20 protein-coding genes and 1 riboswitch are annotated in these 20,097 nt (G+C 65.4%); of the genes, 10 read left to right on the top strand and 10 right to left on the bottom strand.

Features of this window, described 5'->3' with window-relative positions; all coding sequences use genetic code 11:
* Nucleotides 1-8: 8 nt before the first annotated feature.
* Nucleotides 9-839, bottom strand: a complete 831-nt coding sequence (locus BI344_RS17050; protein WP_071114056.1) for a hypothetical protein — start codon at nucleotides 837-839, stop codon at nucleotides 9-11.
* 156 nt (nucleotides 840-995) lie between these two features.
* Between BI344_RS17050 and BI344_RS17045 the strand changes: the two genes are divergently transcribed.
* Entirely contained in the window at nucleotides 996-1,781 is a 786-nt protein-coding gene (locus BI344_RS17045; RefSeq protein WP_158021084.1) for a substrate-binding periplasmic protein, read from the top strand.
* A gap of 19 nt (nucleotides 1,782-1,800) precedes the next feature.
* Here the strand turns inward: BI344_RS17045 and BI344_RS17040 are convergent, their stop codons facing one another.
* Both BI344_RS17040 and BI344_RS17035 read right to left on the bottom strand, forming a co-directional pair.
* Nucleotides 1,801-2,979: a DUF1501 domain-containing protein gene (locus BI344_RS17040; protein ID WP_071114054.1), complete on the bottom strand. Its 1,179-nt coding sequence runs from the start codon at nucleotides 2,977-2,979 to the stop codon at nucleotides 1,801-1,803.
* Nucleotides 2,980-2,989: 10 nt separating this feature from the next.
* A complete protein-coding gene (locus tag BI344_RS17035) occupies nucleotides 2,990-4,435 on the bottom strand; it encodes a DUF1800 domain-containing protein (RefSeq protein WP_071114053.1) in 1,446 nt (481 codons plus the stop codon).
* Between the two features lie 123 nt (nucleotides 4,436-4,558).
* A riboswitch (TPP riboswitch) is annotated at nucleotides 4,559-4,653 on the top strand.
* A 49-nt stretch (nucleotides 4,654-4,702) separates the two neighbouring features.
* On the opposite strand from BI344_RS17035, the gene BI344_RS17030 reads away from it, so the two are divergent.
* From BI344_RS17030 to BI344_RS17015, 4 genes are read left to right on the top strand one after another with little or no spacing between them, the layout of a single operon-like run.
* Nucleotides 4,703-5,719, top strand: a complete 1,017-nt coding sequence (locus BI344_RS17030) for a thiamine ABC transporter substrate-binding protein (protein ID WP_071114052.1) — start codon at nucleotides 4,703-4,705, stop codon at nucleotides 5,717-5,719.
* A 52-nt stretch (nucleotides 5,720-5,771) separates the two neighbouring features.
* A complete protein-coding gene (locus BI344_RS17025; protein WP_083338997.1) occupies nucleotides 5,772-6,326 on the top strand; it encodes a GNAT family N-acetyltransferase in 555 nt (184 codons plus the stop codon).
* A complete protein-coding gene (locus tag BI344_RS17020; protein ID WP_071114051.1) occupies nucleotides 6,323-7,894 on the top strand; it encodes an ABC transporter permease in 1,572 nt (523 codons plus the stop codon). The genes BI344_RS17025 and BI344_RS17020 overlap by 4 nt, the downstream gene beginning before the upstream one ends.
* Complete coding sequence (locus BI344_RS17015; RefSeq protein WP_071114050.1) at nucleotides 7,869-8,816, top strand: ABC transporter ATP-binding protein; 948 nt, start codon at nucleotides 7,869-7,871, stop codon at nucleotides 8,814-8,816. The genes BI344_RS17020 and BI344_RS17015 overlap by 26 nt, the downstream gene beginning before the upstream one ends.
* Before the next feature lie 75 nt (nucleotides 8,817-8,891).
* On the opposite strand, the gene BI344_RS17010 is transcribed toward BI344_RS17015, so the two are convergent.
* Nucleotides 8,892-9,434, bottom strand: a complete 543-nt coding sequence (locus tag BI344_RS17010) for a MarR family winged helix-turn-helix transcriptional regulator (protein WP_071114049.1) — start codon at nucleotides 9,432-9,434, stop codon at nucleotides 8,892-8,894.
* A gap of 134 nt (nucleotides 9,435-9,568) precedes the next feature.
* Here BI344_RS17010 and BI344_RS17005 point away from each other — a divergent pair, with 134 nt between their 5' ends.
* Both BI344_RS17005 and BI344_RS24525 read left to right on the top strand, forming a co-directional pair.
* Entirely contained in the window at nucleotides 9,569-9,982 is a 414-nt protein-coding gene (locus tag BI344_RS17005; RefSeq protein WP_071114048.1) for a VOC family protein, read from the top strand.
* Between the two features lie 62 nt (nucleotides 9,983-10,044).
* Nucleotides 10,045-10,206 (top strand): hypothetical protein, encoded by a 162-nt coding sequence (locus tag BI344_RS24525; RefSeq protein WP_162275550.1) that lies wholly within the window; start codon nucleotides 10,045-10,047, stop codon nucleotides 10,204-10,206.
* On the opposite strand, the gene BI344_RS26200 is transcribed toward BI344_RS24525, so the two are convergent.
* The 3 genes from BI344_RS26200 to BI344_RS16990 form a co-directional block, all read right to left on the bottom strand.
* Nucleotides 10,167-10,316 carry a helix-turn-helix domain-containing protein gene (locus BI344_RS26200; RefSeq protein WP_083370277.1) on the bottom strand — a complete coding sequence of 50 codons (150 nt, stop codon included), beginning with the start codon at nucleotides 10,314-10,316 and terminating at the stop codon, nucleotides 10,167-10,169. The genes BI344_RS24525 and BI344_RS26200 overlap by 40 nt on opposite strands.
* Before the next feature lie 642 nt (nucleotides 10,317-10,958).
* Nucleotides 10,959-11,504, bottom strand: coding sequence for a kinase inhibitor (locus BI344_RS16995; protein ID WP_071114047.1), 546 nt, complete (start codon nucleotides 11,502-11,504; stop codon nucleotides 10,959-10,961).
* Between the two features lie 748 nt (nucleotides 11,505-12,252).
* Nucleotides 12,253-12,750, bottom strand: coding sequence for a GNAT family N-acetyltransferase (locus BI344_RS16990; RefSeq protein ID WP_071114046.1), 498 nt, complete (start codon nucleotides 12,748-12,750; stop codon nucleotides 12,253-12,255).
* 109 nt (nucleotides 12,751-12,859) lie between these two features.
* Between BI344_RS16990 and BI344_RS16985 the strand changes: the two genes are divergently transcribed.
* Nucleotides 12,860-13,789, top strand: a complete 930-nt coding sequence (locus BI344_RS16985) for a LysR family transcriptional regulator (protein ID WP_071114045.1) — start codon at nucleotides 12,860-12,862, stop codon at nucleotides 13,787-13,789.
* 48 nt (nucleotides 13,790-13,837) lie between these two features.
* Here BI344_RS16985 and BI344_RS16980 read toward each other — a convergent pair whose 3' ends face one another.
* A complete protein-coding gene (locus BI344_RS16980; protein ID WP_071114044.1) occupies nucleotides 13,838-14,707 on the bottom strand; it encodes a serine hydrolase in 870 nt (289 codons plus the stop codon).
* Between the two features lie 297 nt (nucleotides 14,708-15,004).
* On the opposite strand from BI344_RS16980, the gene uvrB reads away from it, so the two are divergent.
* Nucleotides 15,005-17,017, top strand: a complete 2,013-nt coding sequence (gene uvrB / locus BI344_RS16975; protein ID WP_071114089.1) for an excinuclease ABC subunit UvrB — start codon at nucleotides 15,005-15,007, stop codon at nucleotides 17,015-17,017.
* 30 nt (nucleotides 17,018-17,047) lie between these two features.
* On the opposite strand, the gene BI344_RS16970 is transcribed toward uvrB, so the two are convergent.
* Nucleotides 17,048-18,040, bottom strand: a complete 993-nt coding sequence (locus BI344_RS16970) for a bile acid:sodium symporter family protein (RefSeq protein WP_095210846.1) — start codon at nucleotides 18,038-18,040, stop codon at nucleotides 17,048-17,050.
* Between the two features lie 94 nt (nucleotides 18,041-18,134).
* On the opposite strand from BI344_RS16970, the gene BI344_RS16965 reads away from it, so the two are divergent.
* Nucleotides 18,135-19,103 carry a LysR family transcriptional regulator gene (locus BI344_RS16965; protein ID WP_083370275.1) on the top strand — a complete coding sequence of 323 codons (969 nt, stop codon included), beginning with the start codon at nucleotides 18,135-18,137 and terminating at the stop codon, nucleotides 19,101-19,103.
* Here BI344_RS16965 and BI344_RS16960 read toward each other — a convergent pair.
* Complete coding sequence (locus BI344_RS16960) at nucleotides 19,072-19,989, bottom strand: SphA family protein (RefSeq protein WP_158020809.1); 918 nt, start codon at nucleotides 19,987-19,989, stop codon at nucleotides 19,072-19,074. The two genes, BI344_RS16965 and BI344_RS16960, sit on opposite strands and share 32 nt — an antisense overlap.
* Between the last annotated feature and the right edge of the window lie 108 nt (nucleotides 19,990-20,097).

The raw sequence follows: 20,097 nt of genomic DNA, 5'->3' as shown, positions 1-20,097 counted from the left end.
GCTGAGGTCTACAGCACGGCCCACAGCGCCAGGATGGCCACCAGCACCAGCACGCCGGTCAGGATCTGCGAAGTGCTTTTTTCTTTTTGCAGCGCACGCTTGATGCTGTCGTGCGCGCCTTCCAGCTGGTCTATCCTCTGCTGCATCGACGCCCTGGTCTCGTCCTGGTTGGCCAGCGTCTTCAGCATGTCTTCGCCGCCGAACTCCTTGATCGCGTCCTTGTTCCAGACGCCCAGCAGCTTGTTCACCTTGTCCTTGAAGTACAGCGCGCTGCGTTGGGCCGGGTCCTGCCATTCGAACTGGAAGCCCTGGGTGGCGAAGAAGGCATGCCGCTGCAGCCGCTCTTCCTCGGAGTTGCTCTGACCCATGGTGACCAGGCCGGGGGTGATCGCGTAGTCGGGATAGATGCCCTTGGCCCAGGCGATGATGTTGGCGAACAGATAGGTTTCCAGATTGCTGCCCACTAGGCCCGGGCTGCAGCTCACCCCGCTCTTGGGGCCGAAGGTGACGGTCTTGCTCGGTCGATCCACTCGTATCCAGGCGACGTTGTACACGGCGTGGAAGCGGTTGTCGTCCCCCTCCAACATCTGCCAGTGCTGGCCGTCGGCGCGGGCGTAGCCGCGGAATTGCAGGCGGAAATAGTCGGATTGCGCGGTCATCGCCCGGCTGCGCTGCAAGATGCCGTAGATGGGGCCGCCTTCCATATTCAGCGTGAGGATGGTTTCGCCCAGAGGCATGGCCAGATTGGCCAGGTTGATCTCGTTTTCCGGCGGCGGCAGAGGAATGTCTTCCGCCTGATGGGTAGGAGGATTGTTTTGCGCGCTGGCGGGAGTGGTCATCTGCGATTGCGTTCTTTAAGCGGACTATATTTTCGGGACGAGCGCGGCCTGGCCGTCAAGCGTCGGCCATTTGATTCTATCCTACATTCTAGAGAACTACCGGCTAAGCCACAAACCGGTTCCGGCAGCCGCGCCGGCATCGCGAGGGGAGGGGCATTGAAAATCCGCCATGAGATCTGGCTATGCGTTTTGTGCGCGCCCGCGATGGCGGCCGGACTGTGTCCGCGGCCGCTGAGCGTGGGTTGGGATCAGTGGCCGCCATTCCACTACCGCACCACCCAGGGCCGGATGGCCGGCTATGCGGTGGAGGTGCTCAACGCCGCGGCGCAAAGACTGGGCTGCACCTTGGAATACCGCCAGACGCCTTGGCCGCGCACGTTGCAGCAATTGCAGACCGGTCAGCTGGATATCGCGATGCAGGCGCTGAAAACCCCCGCGCGCGAACGGTTCGCCTGGTTCGCCTCCGGCTACAGCCCCACCTTCATCCGCTTCTGGGCCCGGGCCGAGCGTGTCGACCGCTGGAAGGTGCGCCGTCTGGAGGATATCGGCAGACTGGGGCCGCTGACCCTGGGCATCACGCGCGGCGACAGCTTCGGCCCGCAGCTGGATGCATGGCTGCGGGCACTGCCCGCCAATGTCCGTGTGGAGGTGGGAGGAGAGCTGGAGGGCAATCTGCGCAAGCTGCAGCTGGGGCGGGTGGATCTGCTGCTGGCGTCAGGCAACGCGGCGCGCGGCATCTTGAGCGGTTTGCCGGCCAAGCCGGCGGTCGCGCCGCTGGCGCTGTCCTGGTATGTCGGCGACGCCTATTTCGTTTTCAGCCGCGGCAGCGTGCCGGAGCCGCTGTTCCGCGCGTTTGACGGCGCGCTGCGGGAAATGAAGCGCGACGGCACCTTGCCGGCCATCTACCGCCGCAACTTCGCCGAGGCCTATCCCGTCGATTGAGGCGGCGCGCTGGGGCGGCTCAGGCCTTGAGTATCGGCAGCGGGCGGAAACGTCCGCCCAGCACATTGCGGCTGTCCTTGCCCCACCAGCTGTCTATCGCGGTGGCGTAGACCTGGCGGAAATCTATCGCGTGCTGCAGATTGCCGTCGCTGACGCCGGCCAGCTGCGGCGTCTGGCCGTATAGCCCGCCATGCACCCGCCCGCCGGCGGCGAAGTGGACGCTGGCGGTGCCGTGGTCGGTGCCGCGGTTACCGTTCTCGCGCGGGCGGCGGCCGAATTCGGCATAGCTGAGAACCAGGGTATCGTCCCAGCGGCCTTGCTGGCTCAGCTCGCTGCGCAACTGGGCCAGGCCGTCGGCCAGTTCGGCCAGCAGCCGCGCCTGCACCGGCTGCTGGTTGCCGTGGGTGTCGAAGCCGGTGAGGGTGATGCGGGCGACGGCGATGTCTACGCCGCGCGACAGGGTGTCGGAGAGCGTGCGCACCGCCTGGCCGAAGCCGCCGTTCGGTTTGGGTCCGGCCATCGGCGATTCGCTGGCGGCAGTGCGCGGCAGCGGGGCCAGGCTGGCCGCGGCCTGGCGGATGTCGCCTTCCACTTTCAGGATGTGCTCCAGCGCCGAGCCGGCGTGGCCGGGCTGCTGGTCGGCCACCAGCTTGGCCTGGCGCGCGAAATCCTGCGGATTGGACAGCACCACCGCGCGCGAGCCGCCGTCCAGCGGCCCCAGCACTTGGCTGGACAGCACCACGCCGTCGGCGGCGAAGTTTTTCGGCGTCGGCTGCTCGCGGAACAGCCGGGTCAGCCAGCCTTCGCTCAGGTATTGCTGGCTGGCGGAGGCGGTATCCCAGATTTCTATCGAGCGGAAGTGCGATAGATTGGGCTCGGGGTAACCGACGCCCTGCAATAGCGCCAGCTGCTGGTCCTGCCACAGCGGCATCAGCGGCGACAGCGCTGGATTCAGGCCGACCTCGCCGTTCAGCTGCAACACCTGCTCGCGGGCGATGGCGATGCCGGGGCGCAGCCGGTAGTAATCGGCGCTGGCGTAGGGCACCACGGTGTTGAGGCCGTCGTTGCCGCCTTTCAACTCCACCAGCACCAGCAGCCGTTGATAGCCGGCAGGCGCCAGCGCCCAACTGAGGTTGGGCAGCACCGACACCATCAGTCCGGCGCCCATGGTCTTGAGAAATTCGCGTCGCTTGAACATGGCGGTTTCCTTACTCAACCTGGTAGGCCGGGTCCAGCAGCAGCTGGGCGATGGCTTTGGCGCCGCTGGTATCCGGCGGCAGGGGATTGGCGGGCGGCAGCGCCAGCAACAGGCGGGCGCTGTCGGTGGCGCTGCGTGCATGATAGATGGCCGCCCATTCGTCGGGCTGCAGCTTCATCGAGTTGAGGCCGTTGGCGGCAAAACGGCGGATGCGCGCCTCGCGGCCGGCCATTTCGCTCATGTCGCCGTCGGCCTGGGCGAAGGCGTCGCGCGCGGGGGCGGCGTCGTGAGCGATGCGGTCGAGGAACTGCTTGCGGGTGAGCAGGGTGGCGCTGTTGATCCAGGCTTCGCCGCCGGGCCAGCCCTTGACGTTGGGCGGAGCGAACAGGTCCTGGCCCAACTGGCGGTTGAGGCCGGCTATCACCCGCCAGTCGGCCGGCATCAGGTCGAAGGTGACCAGGGTGCCGACGGTCAGTTCCACCGGCGATTTCACCAACTGGCCCTGGCTGCGCCAGAACTGCGGCGTCAGCAGCATGGCCCGCAGCAGCGGCTTGATCTGGTAATGGCTGCGGCGGAACTGCTCGGCCAGCCGGCCCACTGTCGCCGGGTCGGGCGTCGGCGACACGAAGTTGCGCCACAGCTTGTTGGTGACGAAGACCGCGGTGGCAGGCTGTTGCAGCAGCAGGTCGATCACGTCGTTGCCGTCGAAATTGCCGCGCTGGCCGAAGATCGTCTTCTCGCCGGTATCGCGCAGCCGCGGTCGCACGATGAACTGGTCATCATGGTCCAGCCCCCAGCCGGTGAAGGCGCGCGCCGCCTCGCGGATGTCCTGTTCGCTGTAATGGCCCTCGCCCAGCGTGAACAGCTCCATCACCTCGCGGGCGAAGTTCTCGTTGGGTTGTTCCTTGCGGTTGTTGGCGGTGTCCAGGTAGCGCATCATCGCCGGGTCGCGCGCCACCGCGTGCAAGAGCTGGCCGAAGTCGCCCAGCGCGTAATGGCGCAGCAGCAGGTTCTGCTGGTACATCATTTGCGGCGACCTCACCTTGTCCAGCGCCGAGACAAAGTGGTTGTGCCAGAACAGGGTCATCTTCTCGGTCAGCGGCGACGGCGTGTTGCGCATCTCGGTCAGCCACCAGCTGCGCAGTTCCACCGCATGTTGGTTGCGCTCCTGCTGCAGCGTCTTTTTCTGCTCTTCGGTGAGGCCGGGCTGGCCGGGACGCTCGAAGGGGTCGTTGGCCCAGCTGGGCGGCGGGGTGACGGCCTGGGTGGCGGTGGCCGCCAGCACCTTGTCCACCGCCGCCTCCCGGCTGAGCGGCGCGTACACGGCGATCTGCGCCGGATTGGCGCCGAAGCCGGTGCGCAGCAGCAGATGGCGGGCGCCGTCTATGCCTATGTCGGCCATGGCCAGTATGGGCAGGCTGCACAGGGAGGCGCCCAGCAGGATGTTTTTGATCATTGTTTTCACCACGGATAGCCAAAAGCGGGTTCGTTTCTCAGCTTAGCCATTTGTTCTAATACCGGTGTTAAGCGGTGGGGCCAGAGTGTTAAGTTGTATGGCCGCATCTGCGCTATACTGTCGCCCTGTCACCGGGGGTGCCCTGCAAACGGGCTGAGAGACACCCTGAGAACCTGATCTGGATCATGCCAGCGGAGGGAGCGTGATGTGCGGGATATCGCCCGCCTTGCCTGCTTGCTCCGTGGTTTCACCGCACGGAGATTGTCCATGAAGTTGTTCCCCAAACTCGCCATCATCGTTTTGAGCCTGGCCTGCCTGCCTGTTCAGGCGGCGGAATTGCGCGTGCTGGCCCACAGTTCGTTCAGCGTAGACAAGCCGCTGTTGGCGGCGTTCGAAAAGCAATACGGTGCCAAGGTGTCCATCATCAAGGCCGGCGACGCCGGCGAGATGGCCAATAAGCTGATCCTGACTAAGTCCAACCCGATCGCCGACGTGGTGTTCGGCCTGGACAACAGCCTGATCGGCAAGGCGCAGCAGGCTGGCGTGCTGGCGCCGCTGCCGGCGGAACTGGCGCGCGGCGGCAAGGTGAGTTTGCCCGGCGCGGTCGCCATCGACTACGGCTACGTCACCCTCAACTACGACAAGGCCTGGTTCGCCAAGCGCAAGCTGGCGCTGCCCAGGTCGTTGGACGATCTGACCCAGCCGGCCTACAGGGACCTGCTGGTGGTGGAGAATCCCGCCACCTCCAGCCCGGGCCTGGCCTTCCTGGCGTCCACCATCCATGCGCTGGGCGAGGACAAGGCCTTCGCCTTGTGGGGCAAGCTGCGCGACAACGGCGTGAAGGTGAGCAAGGGTTGGACCGAGGCTTATTACACCGATTTCTCCAAGAACGGCGGCGGCCGCCCCATCGTGGTGAGCTACGCCACCAGCCCGGCGGCGGAGGTGTTCTACAGCAAGGAGAAGCCTGCCGAAGCGCCTACCGCCAACCTGTTGCTGCCGGGCACGGTGTTCCGTCAGGTGGAGGGCGCGGCGCTGGTCAAGGGCGGCAAGGAACCGCAACTGGCGCAGCAGTTCATCGCTTTCCTGCGTTCCGACGCGGTACAGAAAGACATCCCCACCCGGATGTGGATGTACCCGGCGGCGGACAATATCGCGCTGGATCCGGTATTCAAGCACTCGTTGCTGCCGGTTTCGCACGACACGCCGGATGCCGCCACCCTGGCCGCCAAGCAGCGCGGCTGGATCAGCCGCTGGACGCGGGTGGTGTTGAAGTCGGCTGGCTAGTCCGGCTTGACGGGTCGATAATGCCGGTTTGTCTGAAACTGAGCGAAACGTCATGATGATCGAGGATATTGTCGCCCCTCGTCTGATCCTGCGCCATATGAGCGCAGACTTCCTGCAAGCCTGCCTGCGCGGCGATATCGACGCCGCGGCGGCGGCGCTGGGTTGCCAGCCGGACGCCGGCTGGCTGGCGGAGGGTGAACTGATGGCGATGCGGCTGGACGACATGGCGCAACAGCCGGAGTATGCGCCGTGGTCGGTGCGCGCCATGCTGCGCCGCGACGATCTGGCGATGGTGGGGCATATCAATTTTCACACCCTGCCGGGCCATCCCTATCTGCGGGGCCACGGCGACGTCGAGCTGGGATACGCCGTCTACCCGGCTTTCCGCCGCCTGGGCTATGCGCGCGAGGCGCTGCTGGCGATGGCGGGCTGGGCGGCTGGGCAGGGCGGAGTGCAGCGGCTGGTGCTGTCGATAGCGCCGGACAACCTGCCGTCGCAGCGGCTGGCGGCGCAGCTGGGCTTCGCCAAGGTGGCCCAGGTGCGCGACGACGAGGGTTGCGAAGAGGTGTTGACGGCCGATTGGCCGTTGTCTGGAGCAAGTATTTGAAGCAGTTTGACGCGCGGCGGCTGGCGCTGGCCGGCCTGCCCTTGTTGTTCTTGTCCGCGCTGGCGCTGGCGCCGCTGGCGCGGCTGCTGGCGGAAGGCGGGCTGAGGATCAGTCCCGGCCTGTTTGCCGACGGCTATCTGCGCTGGCGGCTGGGCTGGTCCTTGCTGCAGGCGGCGGTCAGCTGCCTGCTGTGCCTGTTTATCGGCGTGCCCCTGGCCTGGCTGTTGGCGCGCTACCGTTTTCCCGGCCGCGGCTTGCTGCTGCGGCTGTTGATGCTGCCTTTCGTGATGCCCACCCTGGTGGCGGCGATGGGGGTGCTGGCGCTGTTCGGCCCGCAGGGCGCGGCCGGCGTCAATCTGCAGGACACGCCGTGGCTGCTGCTTTACGGCAACCTGTTCTTCAATCTGCCGCTGGTGGTGCGCGCCGCCTGCGACGGCTTCTCACAGGTGCCGGCCAGCCGGCTTGCCGCCGCCCGCACGCTGGGGGCGACGCGCTGGCGCGCCTTCTGGCGGGTGGAATGGCCGGCGGCGCTGCCCTGGCTCTTGTCCAGCCTGTGCCTGGTCTTCCTCTACTGTTTCTCCGGCTTTGGCCTGGCCCTGATTCTGGGCGGGCAGCGCTACGCCACGCTGGAAGTGGAAATCTACACCCTGGTGGCTTACGAACTGAATCTGGCCGACGCCGGCGCGCTGGCCCTGCTGGTGCTGCTGGTGTGCGGGACCATCGCCGCCGTCTACGCCGCGCTGGCGCGCAGGCTGGCCACCAGCGCCAAAGTGGAGCCCTTGCCCTTGCAGCCGGTGCGAAATTGGCGCGAGAGGCTGGCTCTGCTGGCGGGTTTGGCGGTGTTGCTGTTGTTCGCCGGCCTGCCGCTGCTGGCGGTGCTGTGGCGCGGCCTTGCCGCCGCCGGCAGCTGGCTGGCCTTGTGGGATGAGGATACCCGGCTGGCGCTGTTCAACAGCGCCCGCTTCACCGCGCTGACGGTGCTGGCCGCCGGCGCGCTGGGCCTGTGCCACGCTTTGGCCGCCGGCCGCAGCCTGGCGCTGCGGGCCCTGATTTTCCTGCCTTTCGTCGCCTCGCCGGTGTGCGTGGCTTTCGGCCTCTTGCTGCTGTACCCGCAGTGGAGCGCGGCGTTGGCCCTGCTGTTGGCGGCTTATGCGCTGCTGGCCTACCCCTTCGTGTCCAAGGCCTTGCTCTCGGCGCTGGACGGCCAGCCGCCGCATTGGGCCCAGGCGGCGCGCAGCCTGGGGGCCGGCCCGTGGCGGGTGTTCCGCCGCGTGCAGTGGCCGCTGCTGCAGCCGGCGCTGCGGCGCGGCCTGGCTTTCGCCGCGGCGACGGCGGTGGGAGAGTTCGCGGTGACGCTGTTCCTGTCGCGGCCGGAATGGCTGACGCTGACCACGCTGATCTACCAGCGGCTGGGCCGGCCCGGCGCGGCCAATATGGATGCGGCGATGCAACTGTCCTGCCTGTTGATGCTGCTGGCGCTGCTGGCGTTCTGGATAATCGAGTCGAGCGGCGGCGCGCCGGCTGGACATAAGGAGGGCGGCCATGCTGGCGCTGCAAAATCTGAGTAAGCGTTTCGGCCAGCGCCGGGTGGCGGACGACATCTCGCTAAACGTGGCCGCTGGCGAGACGCTGGCCTTGCTGGGGCCATCCGGCTGCGGCAAGAGCACGCTGCTGAAGATGATCGCCGGTTTGGCGCGGCCGGATAGCGGCGAGCTGCGCTTTGACGGAACCGACCTGGCAGCCTTGCCGCCGGAGCGGCGCGGCTTCGCGCTGATGTTCCAGGATTTCGCGCTGTTTCCGCATCTGGACGCGCTGGGCAATGTGATGTTCGGCCTGATCGAGCAGGGCTGCGCCCGGCGCCAGGCGGCGGTCCAGGCTGGGGCGATGCTGGCCAGGGTGGGCCTGGCCGAGCATGGCGCGCGCAAGGTATGGACGCTGTCCGGCGGCGAGCAGCAGCGGGTGGCGCTGGCGCGTGCGCTGGCGACGCAGCCGCGGCTGTTGCTGCTGGACGAGCCTTTTTCCAGCTTGGACGCGGATCTGCGCAGCCAACTGCAAAGGGAGTTTCGCGCCTTGCTGCGCGAGGCCGGCATGCCGGCCATCATCGTCACCCATGACCGCGACGAAGCCTTCGCGCTGGCGGACCGGGTGGCGGTGCTGAAAGATGGCCGCCTGCTGCAATGCGCGGCGCCGGAAAAATTGCTGGCGCAGCCGGCGGATGCCTGGCTGGCGCGTTTTATCGGTTACGACAACGTGACCGAGCAGGCGGCGATCCCTCCAGCCGCCATTCTGCTGGGAGAGGATCAGCCCGCCGCGACGGTAATCGAGCTGATTCCGCTGGCCGAGGGCGCGAGAGTCAAAGTGGCGGCGGCGCAGGGAGAGCTGGTGCTGACCTTGTCCGCCAGGGAGGCGGCGCGCTGGGGCGCAGCGCTGTTCGTCGGCGGCGAAATCGGCGTGGGGGTGGACGAGACCGCGCTGCTGCGTTTTCACTGACTCAGGCGGCGAGTCCGCGTGGCAGACCGGGTGGTGTTGGCTCAGGCTTCCGGATTGCGGGCGGCTCAAGCCATGTTACCGGGCTTGCGTCGCGTTCCACATCTTGGCCAGCAGCGTCAGCAGCTGGCTTTTTTCTTGCGCGTCCAGCGCGTCGGTGAGCGCCGAGCAGCTGCGCCAGAATCCAGGCAGCGCATCTCCCAGCACGGTTCTGGCCTGGTCCGTCAGCTTGAGCTGCAGGCTGCGCCGATCGGTGGGGTGGGGCGTTCGGGCGATCAGTCCGCGTTTTTCCAGCCAGTCCAACAAGCCGGTGGCGGAGGCGCGGGTGATACCGCAGTAATTGGCGATACTGGATGGCGTCGGCGTGTCATCGCCGAAGCAGCCCTTCTCCTGCAGCAAGAACAGCATGAGCACTTGCAGCTTGTTTTCTGACAAGCCGTGCTCCGCCAGCCTTTCATTGACCAGCTTGAGCGCGTCATCGCCCAGCCATAGCAGCAGCAAACCCGCCGTCGCGCCATCTTCCGCGTTATCCGCAGGCAAGGTTTCCCGCATCAGTAGCAGATGGGGGGCTTGGAGTCCGGCGGATTCTTCACGCCAGGAGGGTGTGTCTGCGGTATTCATGGTCCATCGATCGCTAGGAGAGCTGCACGGATGCTAGCGGAAAAGCGACAAAGCGTCGATCTCTTGAAATAATTAGGTTGACTAATTATATGCCTAGCGTACTATTTGAGCTCATTCTGTCAAAAGGAGCTGTCATGACGATTTCGATTCAAGCGCTTCACCATGTCGGTTTCGCGGTTCCGCCCGGCAAAGTGGAGGCGATGCGGGATTTCTATCAACAGGTGTTCGGCCTGGAGACCGATCCGACGCGTTGGGACATTCCCGGCGTGCCCGGCTGTTTTCTCGATCTGCCGGACGCGCGGCAACTGCACGTGATGGGCAATGCAGGCGAGTCGCGCTACGCCCAGGGTCCGGGCCGCGATCCGGTGGCCAATCATGTCGCCCTCACCGTGGAAAGCCTGAGTCATGCCGCCGAGGCGCTGAGCGGCTTGGGGCTAGACTTTTTCAGCCAGCGCAATGTGGCGGCGGATCGCTTGACTCAACTATTCCTGCGCGATCCAGCGGGCAACCTGCTGGAGTTGCGGCAGGCGGAGACGTCCGCTGCTTGATGGGGCGGTAGCTTCGAAGGCGGGCAGCGACAACAAGGAGGGCCGCGGACGGGAGTGAAGTCATGCGCATGGCTGGCGCGAAAGCATGCGACGTGATGCCGCGCCAGCCGGAAAGCGCGGCAGTCTTTGGCGATGGCTTGGGAGATCGCTACGCGGCCTGGGACTTTGCAGAGAAACGCCAGGGTCAGCAGGTGCGTCTCAGCTCCATCGGCGTCAGGCCGTAGCGTTGGCGGAAACGGGCGCTGAAGCGCGAGGCGGAGGCGTAGCCGCTGCTGGCCGCGATGTCGGCGATGGCGCGCTCGCCGTTCTGCACCTGTTGCAAGGCCAAGCCCATGCGCACGTTTTCCAGAATGCCCCGAAAGTGGCCAGATGGCAGCGCAGGGTGGATGCGCCTTGGTTCAGCCGCCGCGCCGCCATGTCCACACTCCAACCGGCGGCGGGGTCGAGCAGAAGCAAGTGCCGCACCTGCTCGGTGACGGTGCCAGAGGCGGGGCGCAGCAGCGGTTCGACCTGTCCCGCCAAGGCCAGGGCCAGCAGCGCGCCGAAGGCGTGGTGAGTGGACATTTCCGGCGCGTCATCCGCGCGCAGGCTGTTTAGCAGGACGTTCCAGGCGAACTCGGCGCACGGGTCCAGCCGCGGGCACAGTTCGAATCCTGGCCGTTGCTTCAGCAACAGGGGGCCGTGGCGCTGGCGGAAATCGTCCAGCAACTCGGGCGGCAAGCTGACGATGTCGGCGAGATAGCCGTCCGGCCCGGACAGATTGGCGATGTCCGCCTCGATGCCGGCCGGCAGCAGCACCAGCCGCTCCGGCCCGGCCGACATTTCGCTCGCCTAGCCAGATGCGTTTGAGGCCTAGGCGGACGCGGCATAGCGCCGGCACGAACACGGAACCCGCTTGATGTTCTGCGGCAGACGGGCGCGGATCTCTCCGGCCTCGATGCGGCTGAGGCGGTGACGCGGAGCGGACATCAAGCGTTCAGCGGCCGTAAGTGGCGGTGAGAGTGGCTTTGCCCAGCGCATTGGCATTGAGCATGAAGCCCACCAGCGCGCCGCTGGCATTGGCGTCTACCGGCAGCTTGTCCACCTTCAGCGCCCAGACGGTGAACTGGTAGCGGTGAGGTTTGTCGCCCACCGGCGGGCAGGCGCCGCCGAAGCGCGATTCGCCGTAGTCGGTCCGGCCCTGCACCGCGCCGGCGGGGAGCTTGCCGTTTGCGCTACCGGCGCCTTCTGGCAACGCATTCACGCTGACCGGCAGATTGACCACGGTCCAGTGCCACCAGCCGCTGCCGGTGGGCGCGTCCGGGTCGTAGGCCGTGATGGCGAAGCTCTTGGCGCCAACTGGCGCGCCGCTCCAAGACAACTGCGGCGAGATGTTGCTTCCCTCACAGCCGAAGCCCTGATAGACCTGGCGCAGGGTTAGCGGCTTGCCGTCGGCGATGCTGCTGCTGGACAACTTGAAACCATCGGCATGGGCGGCCAGCGGCAGGGCCAGCAGGCTCGCGATCAGCAGGGTATTGCGCATATCGATTCACCTGTGGAATGAGGCAAGACGGATGATAGGTGGGCGCGTAGGGTGGCGTTGTGCCGTGACGCTCGATTGATGCGCCGAGGCGCTCGCATCCTGCCTGCCGGACTTCTAGCTTAAGCTTAAAGCCTGTTCAACGTCTCTTTCCGCGCAGCGCTGGCTTGAGCCGCAGCCAGATGCGCGGAGGAGAGCACAGGCTTGGGTCAGCCCAAAGCCAAGCCCGACAACAAGGCCGGTTGCTGCCGACGTGCCGTTTTCCGCGTGGCCCATCCGGCAGAAAGCGACCGTTGACGAAAAGGACTTTGAACAGGCTCTTAGGGATGGCGGGTTGATATGATGTGTTGATTTATCCCATACATCAACCACGCTGAAGGTTTTCGCTCTTGAACGGATTCGACGGTATCAATGGCATCTATCGCCGCGCAAGTCTTTGTTTGCGCCCATCGCCGGGTGAGCGGGCGGGCCGGATGCTTGGGCTTGGCGCATCGGGCGATCCGCGGCCACGAGTTGCGGCGCCGCGGCTGGATGGCTCGGGAGGGTCTGTTGCGCTGTGTCCGGTAACCAGCATGCCGGCCCGCCGTCTACGGCAGGCCGGCTATTGCGAGCCGCCATGTGCTTCCGATTATCTGGCCCCGACACATTGCCACGGGGCCGAGGATGTGGCTTGCGAGACCGCCCAGAGCCTGGCGAATTGCTGGCCCGAGTGGTGTGGCGCCGCCGCAAGCAGCGGCATTAGGCGGAACGGTCAGGCGGTGGCGGCATCCTCGCCGTAAGCGAAATGCCGCAAATCCGCGCCGGCCAGCCGGTAGCGCACCCATTCCGCTTGCGGCGCCGCGCCTATCGACTGGTAGAAGTCTATCGCCGGCTGGTTCCAGTCCAGCACGCTCCATTCGAAGCGGCCGCAGTCGTTTTCGCAGGCCAGTCGCGCCAGATGGCGCAGCAGCGCTTTGCCGGCGCCCGCGCCGCGGATCTGCGGCGTCACGTACAGATCCTCCAGGTACAGCCCGTTCTTGCCCAGCCAGGTGGAATAGCTGAAAAAATATACGGCGAAGCCGGCCAGTTGGCCGTCGACATGGCACAGCAGCGCGCTGGCCTTGGCGTCGGGGCCGAATAGCGTGGCTTCGATGTCGGCGACGCTGGCCTTCACCTCATGTTCGGCGCGTTCGTAGATGGCCAGTTCGGTGATGAAACGGTGGATCGATGCCGAGTCCTGCGGCTGGGCGGGGTGAATCTGGATGCTCATTGCGACTCCTTGGATGGCTGGGCCCTGGCATGATGTTGCAGGGGAAAACATTGAGCGCAATCTTATGTCAGCCAGTAAGATGAATACAGTGCATTGTTTTCAGTGAAAAATGAAAAATATTCATCCTGTACTGCGGCGGCTGGACCTCAACCTGCTGCTGCTGTTCGACGCGCTGTTCCGCCGGCGCTCGGTGCTGGCTGCCGCCGACGAGCTGGTGATCAGCGCCTCGGCCTGCAGCCATGCGCTGGCGCGTTTGCGCCAGGCGCTGGCCGATGACTTGTTCATTCGGGTGGGCGCCGAGATGCGTCCGACGCAAAGAGCGGAAACCATGGCGCCGGCGGTGGCGGCCGCCTTGGCGCTGTTGTCCGACGGCCTGACGCAGGGCGCGGATTTCGATCCGGTCGACAGCGACCGCGTCTTCGTGTTCGCCGCCACCGACTACACCACTTTCGCGATACTGCCGCAATTCCTGCGCCGGATGCAGCAACTGGCGCCGCGTTTGCGTTTCCGCGTGGTGCAGACCGGGCAGAAGGTGCCGTTGCAGGAACTGCTGGCGGGCAGCATAGACTTTGCGCTGGGCTATTCGGAAGAACAGGGGGGCCTGCCGCCGGGCATTGATGATTTCGACTGGTTCAGCGATGACTACGTCGCCATCGCCAGCAAGAACCATCCCGCCATCCGCGAGCGGCTGACGTTGCGGCAATATCTGCAGGCGCGGCATGTGGTGGTGACGCCGTGGAACGAGGCGCGCGGGGTGGTGGACCATGTGCTGGACACGCTGGGCCTGGCGCGCGAGGTGGCGGTGCAGGTGCCGTCAGTGTTGGCCGCGCCTTTCATCATTGCCGATACCGATCTGGTCATGACGCTGCCGCAACTGGCGGTGAAAACCCTGGCGGCGGCGGTGCCGGTCAATATCTTCCCCGCGCCTTTCGCCATTCCGCCCTATCGGCTCAAGGTGTATTGCCACGCCCGGCACGCTCGCGCCACGGCTCACGATTGGGTGCGGCGGCAGCTGTTGGCCTGCAAGCCGGGGAGGTGAAATGAAAAAGGGCCGGATATTCCGGCCCTTGGCGTGGGAAGAGCGGTTTCAGCCGGCCAGCCAGCTGCCGGGATGGGCCTCCAGCCAAATCTTGATGTTTCTCGCGTCGTTGACGCGGGCGGAACTGGCGCCGGCGTCCAGCAGCACGATGACCAGCGGCTGCGAGCCGACCACCGCCTGCAGCACCATGCAGCGGCCGGCTTCCTGGATGTAGCCGGTTTTCTGGACGGCGATGTCCCAGTCGCCTTCGCGCACCAGCGCGTTGCTGTTCTTGTACTGCAGCACGCGGTTGCGCGCCGATACGATCTGGTGTTTTTCCGTGGTGGTGAATTCGCGGATCAGCGGGTATTTCTGCGCCGCCATCACCATCTTGGCCAGGTCGGCGGCGGTGGACGTGTTGCGCACGTCCAGGCCGGTGGGGTCGTGGAACACGGTTTCGCTCATGCCCAGGCTGCGCGCCTTGCGGTTCATCCGCTCGACGAAGGCGGCGGTGCCGCCCGGCAGCGTGGTGCGCGCCAGCGTGGCGGCGGCGCGGTTCTCCGACGACATCAGCGCCAACAGCAGCATTTCCTTGCGGCTGAGCGTGGTGCCGACGGCCAGGCGCGAGGTGGTGTGTTTGACGCGGTCTATCTCCGCATTCGACACCGTCACCTGCTCGTCGAGTGGCACGCCGGAATCCAGCAGCACCATCGCCGTCATCAGCTTGCTGATCGACGCGATCGGCATCCTTTGATGGGTGTTCTTTTCGTAGAGGGTTTCGCCGGTGCTGCCGTTGAGCACCAGCACCGAGTGGGAATTGAGCCTGGGGGCGCTGTAGCCGGACATCTCGCTGGCCACCATCACGCCCTTGGGCGAAGCCGCCAGCACCGGCATGGACAACGCCGCCGACACCAGCAAACTTGCGATTTTCTTGATCATGCGTCACTCCATCATGAGCGCTTATTTTGGAGAGGATTGGACGGTATTCCTTCGGCATTTGCGCCTAAATTCTGCCAAGTTGCAGTCATCGTTTGCCACAATGGCCAATGGCGTCCTGCTTGCATTTTAAACAATGTTCCGCTGCTGTGTAGTGCAAAAAAACATTTTCCGACCGCGGTCATTTTCGCCCGATATCCCCGCGGGCGGCGCGGGCTGGAGGCGCGGCGCACACGGGGGATGAGATTGGGCGGCGATGAGCGTAAAATCAACGGTTTCGCCACCTCCGTGCACCCGCCCATGCTGCTGACCTTTCCCGATAGCCCGTTTCAGCTGAACCAGCCGTTCGCCCCGGCCGGCGACCAGCCCGCCGCCATCGCCCAACTGGTGGAGGGCCTGTCCGACGGCCTGTCCTACCAGACCCTGCTGGGCGTCACCGGTTCCGGCAAGACCTATACCATGGCCAACGTCATCGCCCAGACCGGCCGGCCGGCGATCATCATGGCGCACAACAAGACGCTGGCGGCGCAGCTGTACAGCGAGATGCGCGAGTTTTTCCCGAACAGCGCGGTCGAGTATTTCGTCTCCTACTACGATTATTACCAGCCGGAGGCCTACGTCCCCAGCCGCGACTTGTTCATCGAGAAAGACTCCAGCATCAACGAGCACATCGAGCAGATGCGGCTGTCGGCCACCAAATCCATCCTGGAGCGGCCGGACTGCATCATCGTGGCGACGGTGTCGGCGATCTATGGCATCGGCGATCCGTCCGACTACCACCAGATGATCCTGCACCTGAAGGAAGGCGAAACCACCCCGCAGCGCGAGATGATCAGCCGCCTCACCACCATGCAGTACAGCCGCAACGACCTGGACTTCAGCCGCGGCACTTTCCGCGTGCGCGGCGACGTGATCGACATCTACCCGGCGGAAAGCAGCGACACCGCGCTGCGTGTCAGCCTGTTCGACGACGAGGTGGAAACGCTGACGCTGTTCGATCCCTTGACCGGGGTCACCAAGCAGCGCGTCGGCCGTTTCACCGTGTTCCCGTCCAGCCACTACGTGACGCCGCGCGACACCGTGCTGCGCGCCTGCGAAGAGATCAAGGAGGAGCTGGCCCGCCGCGTCGAGTGGTATCTGAAGGAAGGCAAGCTGGTGGAGGCGCAGCGCATCGAGCAGCGCACCCGCTTCGATCTGGAAATGCTGTACGAGATGGGTTTCTGCAAGGGCATCGAAAACTATTCGCGCCACTTCTCCGGGCGCGGTCCAGGCGATCCGCCGCCGACGCTGATCGACTACCTGCCTAAAAACGCGCTGATGTTCATAGACGAAAGCCATGTCACGGTGCCGCAGGTGGGGGCGATGTACAAGGGCGACGCCGCGCGCAAGGCCAACCTGGTGGAGTACGGCTTCCGGTTGCCTTCTGCCGCCGACAATCGGCCGCTGAAATTCCATGAGTTCGAGCAACTGATGCCGCAGACCATATTCGTCTCCGCCACGCCGGCGGTGTACGAGAAGGATCACGCCGGCCAGGTGGTGGAGCAGGTGGTGCGCCCCACCGGTCTGGTGGATCCGGAGATCGAAATCCGCCCGGTGGCCACCCAGGTGGACGACCTGTTGTCGGAAATCCGCCTGCGGATGGAGCGCGGCGAGCGGGTGCTGGTCACCACACTGACCAAGCGCATGGCGGAGCAATTGGCCGACTACTACACCGAGCACGGCATCAAGGTGCGCTATCTGCACAGCGATATCGACACGGTGGAGCGGGTGGAGATCCTCCGCGATCTGCGCCTCGGCGTGTTCGACGTGCTGATCGGCATCAACCTGCTGCGCGAAGGCCTGGACATCCCGGAAGTGAGCCTGGTGGCCATCCTGGACGCCGACAAGGAAGGCTTCCTGCGCTCCGAGCGCAGTCTGATCCAGACCATAGGGCGCGCGGCGCGCAACCTGCACGGCCGCGCGCTCTTGTACGCCGACCGCATCACCGATTCGATGCGGCGGGCGATGGACGAGACCGAGCGCCGCCGCCACAAGCAGATCGCCTTCAACACCGAGCACGGCATCGTGCCCAGGGGGGTGGAGAAGAAGATCAAGGACATCATCGACGGCGTCTACAGCGTGGAGGACGAGCGCAAAAAGCTGGTGGACGAAGCCCGCGTGGCGATGATGGACGAAAAGTCGCTGGCCAAGGAGATCAAGCGGCTGGAGAAGGAGATGATGGAGGCCGCGCGCAATCTGGAGTTCGAAAGGGCGGCGCGGGTGCGCGATGAACTGAAGCAACTGAAGGAAAAGGCCTGGCTCAGCGATCTGTAAGCCAGGCTTTCCGCCATCCTCTATCCCCGCTCAGGCCAGCGGGGATTTTTCTTGCATCCGGCTCTGCCGAAGATGCTGGCGGCGGAAGCGCTGCGCCAGCATCGCACACACCATCAGCTGGATCTGATGGAACAGCATCAGCGGCAGCACGATGGCGCCGATGGCGTGGCCGGCGAACAGCACCTTGGCCATCGGCACGCCGCTGGCCAGGCTCTTCTTGGAGCCGCAAAACAGGATGGTGATCTGGTCTTCGCGGTTGAAGCCCAGCTTGCGCCCGGCCAGCGTGGTGATCGCCAGCAGCAGGCCCAGCAGGATGCCGTTCACCACCAGCAGGCCCAGCAGCGCGCTGACTGGCGTCTGCCGCCACAGGCCGCCGATCACCGCGGCGCTGAAGGCGGTGTACACCACCAACAGGATGGAGCCCTGGTCCACGTACTTCAGCAGGGCCTTGCGCTTGTCCACCCAGAGCCCTATCCAGCGCCGCGCGATCTGGCCGGCGATGAAGGGCAGCAGCAGCTGGTAGACGATGTCCAGCGCCGAGCCCATGCCCTGTGCCGCGCCGCCATGGCTGACCACCAGCCAGCCCACCAGCAGCGGCGTGATGAAGATGCCCAGCAGATTGGACGCGGTGGCGCTGCAGATGGCCGCCGGCACATTGCCTTGCGCCATCGAGGTGAAGGCGATCGACGACTGAACGGTGGACGGCAGCATGCACAGGTAGAGGATGCCCAGATACAGCTCGGGCGTGACCAGCGGCGTCAACAGCGGCCGCAGCAGTACGCCCAGCAGCGGAAACAGCGCGAAAGTGCAGGCCAGCACGGTGAGGTGAAGCCGCCAGTGGCCGGCGCCGGCGATCACCGCCTCGCGCGACAGCTTGGCGCCGTGCAGGAAGAACAACAGCCCTATCGCCAGATTGGTGATCAGGTTGAAGGCCTGCGCGGTTGCGCCGGAGCAGGGCAGCAGGCTGGCTAGCGCGACGGTGGAGAGCAGGGCCAGGGTGAAGGAATCAAGCAGTTTGGGCATGGCGGTCATTCGGTGAAACAGCGATGCGAGTATTGAAGCGCAGCCGGATTCAGAATACAAATGTATTTATCTGATCAATTGATGATTATTTTTTATGAATGTCACGCTACGTCAACTGAAGGTATTCCGCCGGGTGGCGGAACTGGCCAGCTTCAGTCGGGCCGGGGACGAGCTGGGCCTGAGCCAGCCGGCGGTCAGCCGCGCGGTGCGCGAACTGGAGCAGGCGCTGGAGTTGCGGCTGCTGGACCGTACCACCCGCGAAGTGGTGCTGACGGATGCCGGCCAGCGCTTGCTGTCCAAGCTTGCACGCGCGCTGAATGAACTGGACGAAGTGTTGCGGACCGCGCGCAAGGAAGGTGGACAGGCGATGGGCAGCGTGCATGTCGCCAGCAGCCCCACCGTGTCCGCCAGCTTGATGCCGGTCATCATCGCCGCTTGCCGCCAGCGCTATCCGCAGCTGACGCTGCATCTGCAGGACCAGGTGCAGCGGCTCAACGTGGCGGCGGTGCGCGGCGGCGCGGCCGACTTCGGCCTGGTGGTGGAGCCGGAGCCTTGCGACGATCTGTGGCAGGAAGAGGTGCTGGCTGACGATTTCTGGCTGGTGTGCCGCAGCGACCACCGGCTGGCCGCCGCCGCCGGGGTGGAGTGGCGGCAGCTGGACGGCGAGGCGCTGGTGCTGCTGGACGGCAGCTCCGGCAGCCGGCCGCTGATAGACCAGCTATTGCGGGGATACGGCCTGGATTGCCCGGTGGCGCAGGAGCTGGGGCATTCCCATTCGGTGTTCCGCATGGTGGCGGCCGGCATAGGGGTCAGCATCTCCCCGGGCCTGGCCATGCCCTTGCCGGCCGGCTGCGATCTGCTGGCGAAACCCTTGTCGCCGCGCGCCAGCCGCCGCATCGTGCTGATCCGCCGCTGCAACCGCACTTTGTCGCCGGCGGCGGAGAGCCTGTGGCGGCTGGTGCTGGACATGCGCGAACCCTTGCAGCGGCTGGCGCGCGCGGCCTGCGGCAGCGAAGAGGGCCGGCCGTCCGCTACTGGAAGGGGAAGCTCAGCCGCAGATTGAAGGAATTGCCGCCGACATCGCTGCTGGTGTGGAAGCCGTAGTTGTAGATCGCCATCAGCTTCACTTTGCCAAACTGATAACCAAGCAGCGGGCCGATGCCGTAGTTGCTGGCGCGGCAGCCTCCGGTCTGAGCGCAGGCCGCGGCGCCGCTGCCGGAGTCGTTGCCCAGCTGGTTTTCCTGGTAGCCGCCCAGGCCTATCGTCCATTTGCCTATGGTTTTGGCGGCGGTGTAGTCGATGGCCAGCTGCTGGCCGGACTGGTACTGGGTGTCCGGGTTGCGGAAATTGTAGGCGTAGGTGGCGTCCATGCTCAGGTTCCAGCCGTTGTGCAGCCAGCTCAGCGCCAAACCGGGCTGCAGCGTCCAGAAGCCGTTGGCGGCGCCTAGATAGGTGCCGTTCGGCAGCCGGCCCGGCGATGAACTGCCGGTAGGCAGATAGACCGCCAGGCTGGTCTTGAGGTGGAGGTTGTTAGGCAACGCCCAGGACAGCTGTCCTGGAACCAGAATGGTGTTGAAGGTGCCCCAACGGCCATTGGGTGGCAGGCCGCCGCCGCTGAGCGTGGTGTAGTCGACCGGTTGGGCGATGGCCACGGCGTAGTCGGCGCCGAGCACCTTAAGCCCGGTCGACCACAGCACTTCCGGCAGTTCGATCAGCGCTCTTACCCGCAGGCCGGTCTTGTCGCCGTTGTGGTCGTATTTGTCCACCCAGGTCCAGTAGTTGTTCAGCACGCCATAGACGCCTTCCGGCGGCAGCACGCCTGCGGCCAGTCCTTCGTTGATGCCGCGCAGATGAGGGTCCCACAGTTCCTGCCCATTGGCGCTGGAGTGCGGCAATAGGCAGGCGATGGCGACAGACGCGGCCTGCACGATCATTTTTGATGGTTTCATCCTGAAAGTGTCCCTGTTAGGTTGCGCTTTGTGGTCGGTGGCATGCGAGGCGATTGTATGCAGGCCTGGCGCTAGGCAAGCTGAGTATAGGCCGATCATTCCAAAGAG

This window comes from Chromobacterium sphagni, from assembly GCF_001855555.1.
GTDB classification, from domain to species: domain Bacteria; phylum Pseudomonadota; class Gammaproteobacteria; order Burkholderiales; family Chromobacteriaceae; genus Chromobacterium; species Chromobacterium sphagni.
This window is presented reverse-complemented; position numbering and strand designations above follow the sequence as displayed.

Coding starts and splice junctions, on each gene's coding strand:
- BI344_RS17050 (WP_071114056.1), bottom strand. CDS start 839: ATGACCACTCCCGCCAGCGCGCAAAACAATCCTCCTACCCATCAGGCG.
- BI344_RS17040 (WP_071114054.1), bottom strand. CDS start 2,979: ATGTTCAAGCGACGCGAATTTCTCAAGACCATGGGCGCCGGACTGATG.
- BI344_RS17035 (WP_071114053.1), bottom strand. CDS start 4,435: ATGATCAAAAACATCCTGCTGGGCGCCTCCCTGTGCAGCCTGCCCATA.
- BI344_RS17030 (WP_071114052.1), top strand. CDS start 4,703: ATGAAGTTGTTCCCCAAACTCGCCATCATCGTTTTGAGCCTGGCCTGC.
- BI344_RS17025 (WP_083338997.1), top strand. CDS start 5,772: ATGATGATCGAGGATATTGTCGCCCCTCGTCTGATCCTGCGCCATATG.
- BI344_RS17015 (WP_071114050.1), top strand. CDS start 7,869: ATGCTGGCGCTGCAAAATCTGAGTAAGCGTTTCGGCCAGCGCCGGGTG.
- BI344_RS17010 (WP_071114049.1), bottom strand. CDS start 9,434: ATGAATACCGCAGACACACCCTCCTGGCGTGAAGAATCCGCCGGACTC.
- BI344_RS17005 (WP_071114048.1), top strand. CDS start 9,569: ATGACGATTTCGATTCAAGCGCTTCACCATGTCGGTTTCGCGGTTCCG.
- BI344_RS24525 (WP_162275550.1), top strand. CDS start 10,045: ATGCGCATGGCTGGCGCGAAAGCATGCGACGTGATGCCGCGCCAGCCG.
- BI344_RS26200 (WP_083370277.1), bottom strand. CDS start 10,316: ATGGGCTTGGCCTTGCAACAGGTGCAGAACGGCGAGCGCGCCATCGCC.
- BI344_RS16995 (WP_071114047.1), bottom strand. CDS start 11,504: ATGCGCAATACCCTGCTGATCGCGAGCCTGCTGGCCCTGCCGCTGGCC.
- BI344_RS16990 (WP_071114046.1), bottom strand. CDS start 12,750: ATGAGCATCCAGATTCACCCCGCCCAGCCGCAGGACTCGGCATCGATC.
- BI344_RS16985 (WP_071114045.1), top strand. CDS start 12,860: ATGAAAAATATTCATCCTGTACTGCGGCGGCTGGACCTCAACCTGCTG.
- BI344_RS16980 (WP_071114044.1), bottom strand. CDS start 14,707: ATGATCAAGAAAATCGCAAGTTTGCTGGTGTCGGCGGCGTTGTCCATG.
- uvrB (WP_071114089.1), top strand. CDS start 15,005: ATGCTGCTGACCTTTCCCGATAGCCCGTTTCAGCTGAACCAGCCGTTC.
- BI344_RS16970 (WP_095210846.1), bottom strand. CDS start 18,040: ATGCCCAAACTGCTTGATTCCTTCACCCTGGCCCTGCTCTCCACCGTC.
- BI344_RS16965 (WP_083370275.1), top strand. CDS start 18,135: ATGAATGTCACGCTACGTCAACTGAAGGTATTCCGCCGGGTGGCGGAA.
- BI344_RS16960 (WP_158020809.1), bottom strand. CDS start 19,989: ATGAAACCATCAAAAATGATCGTGCAGGCCGCGTCTGTCGCCATCGCC.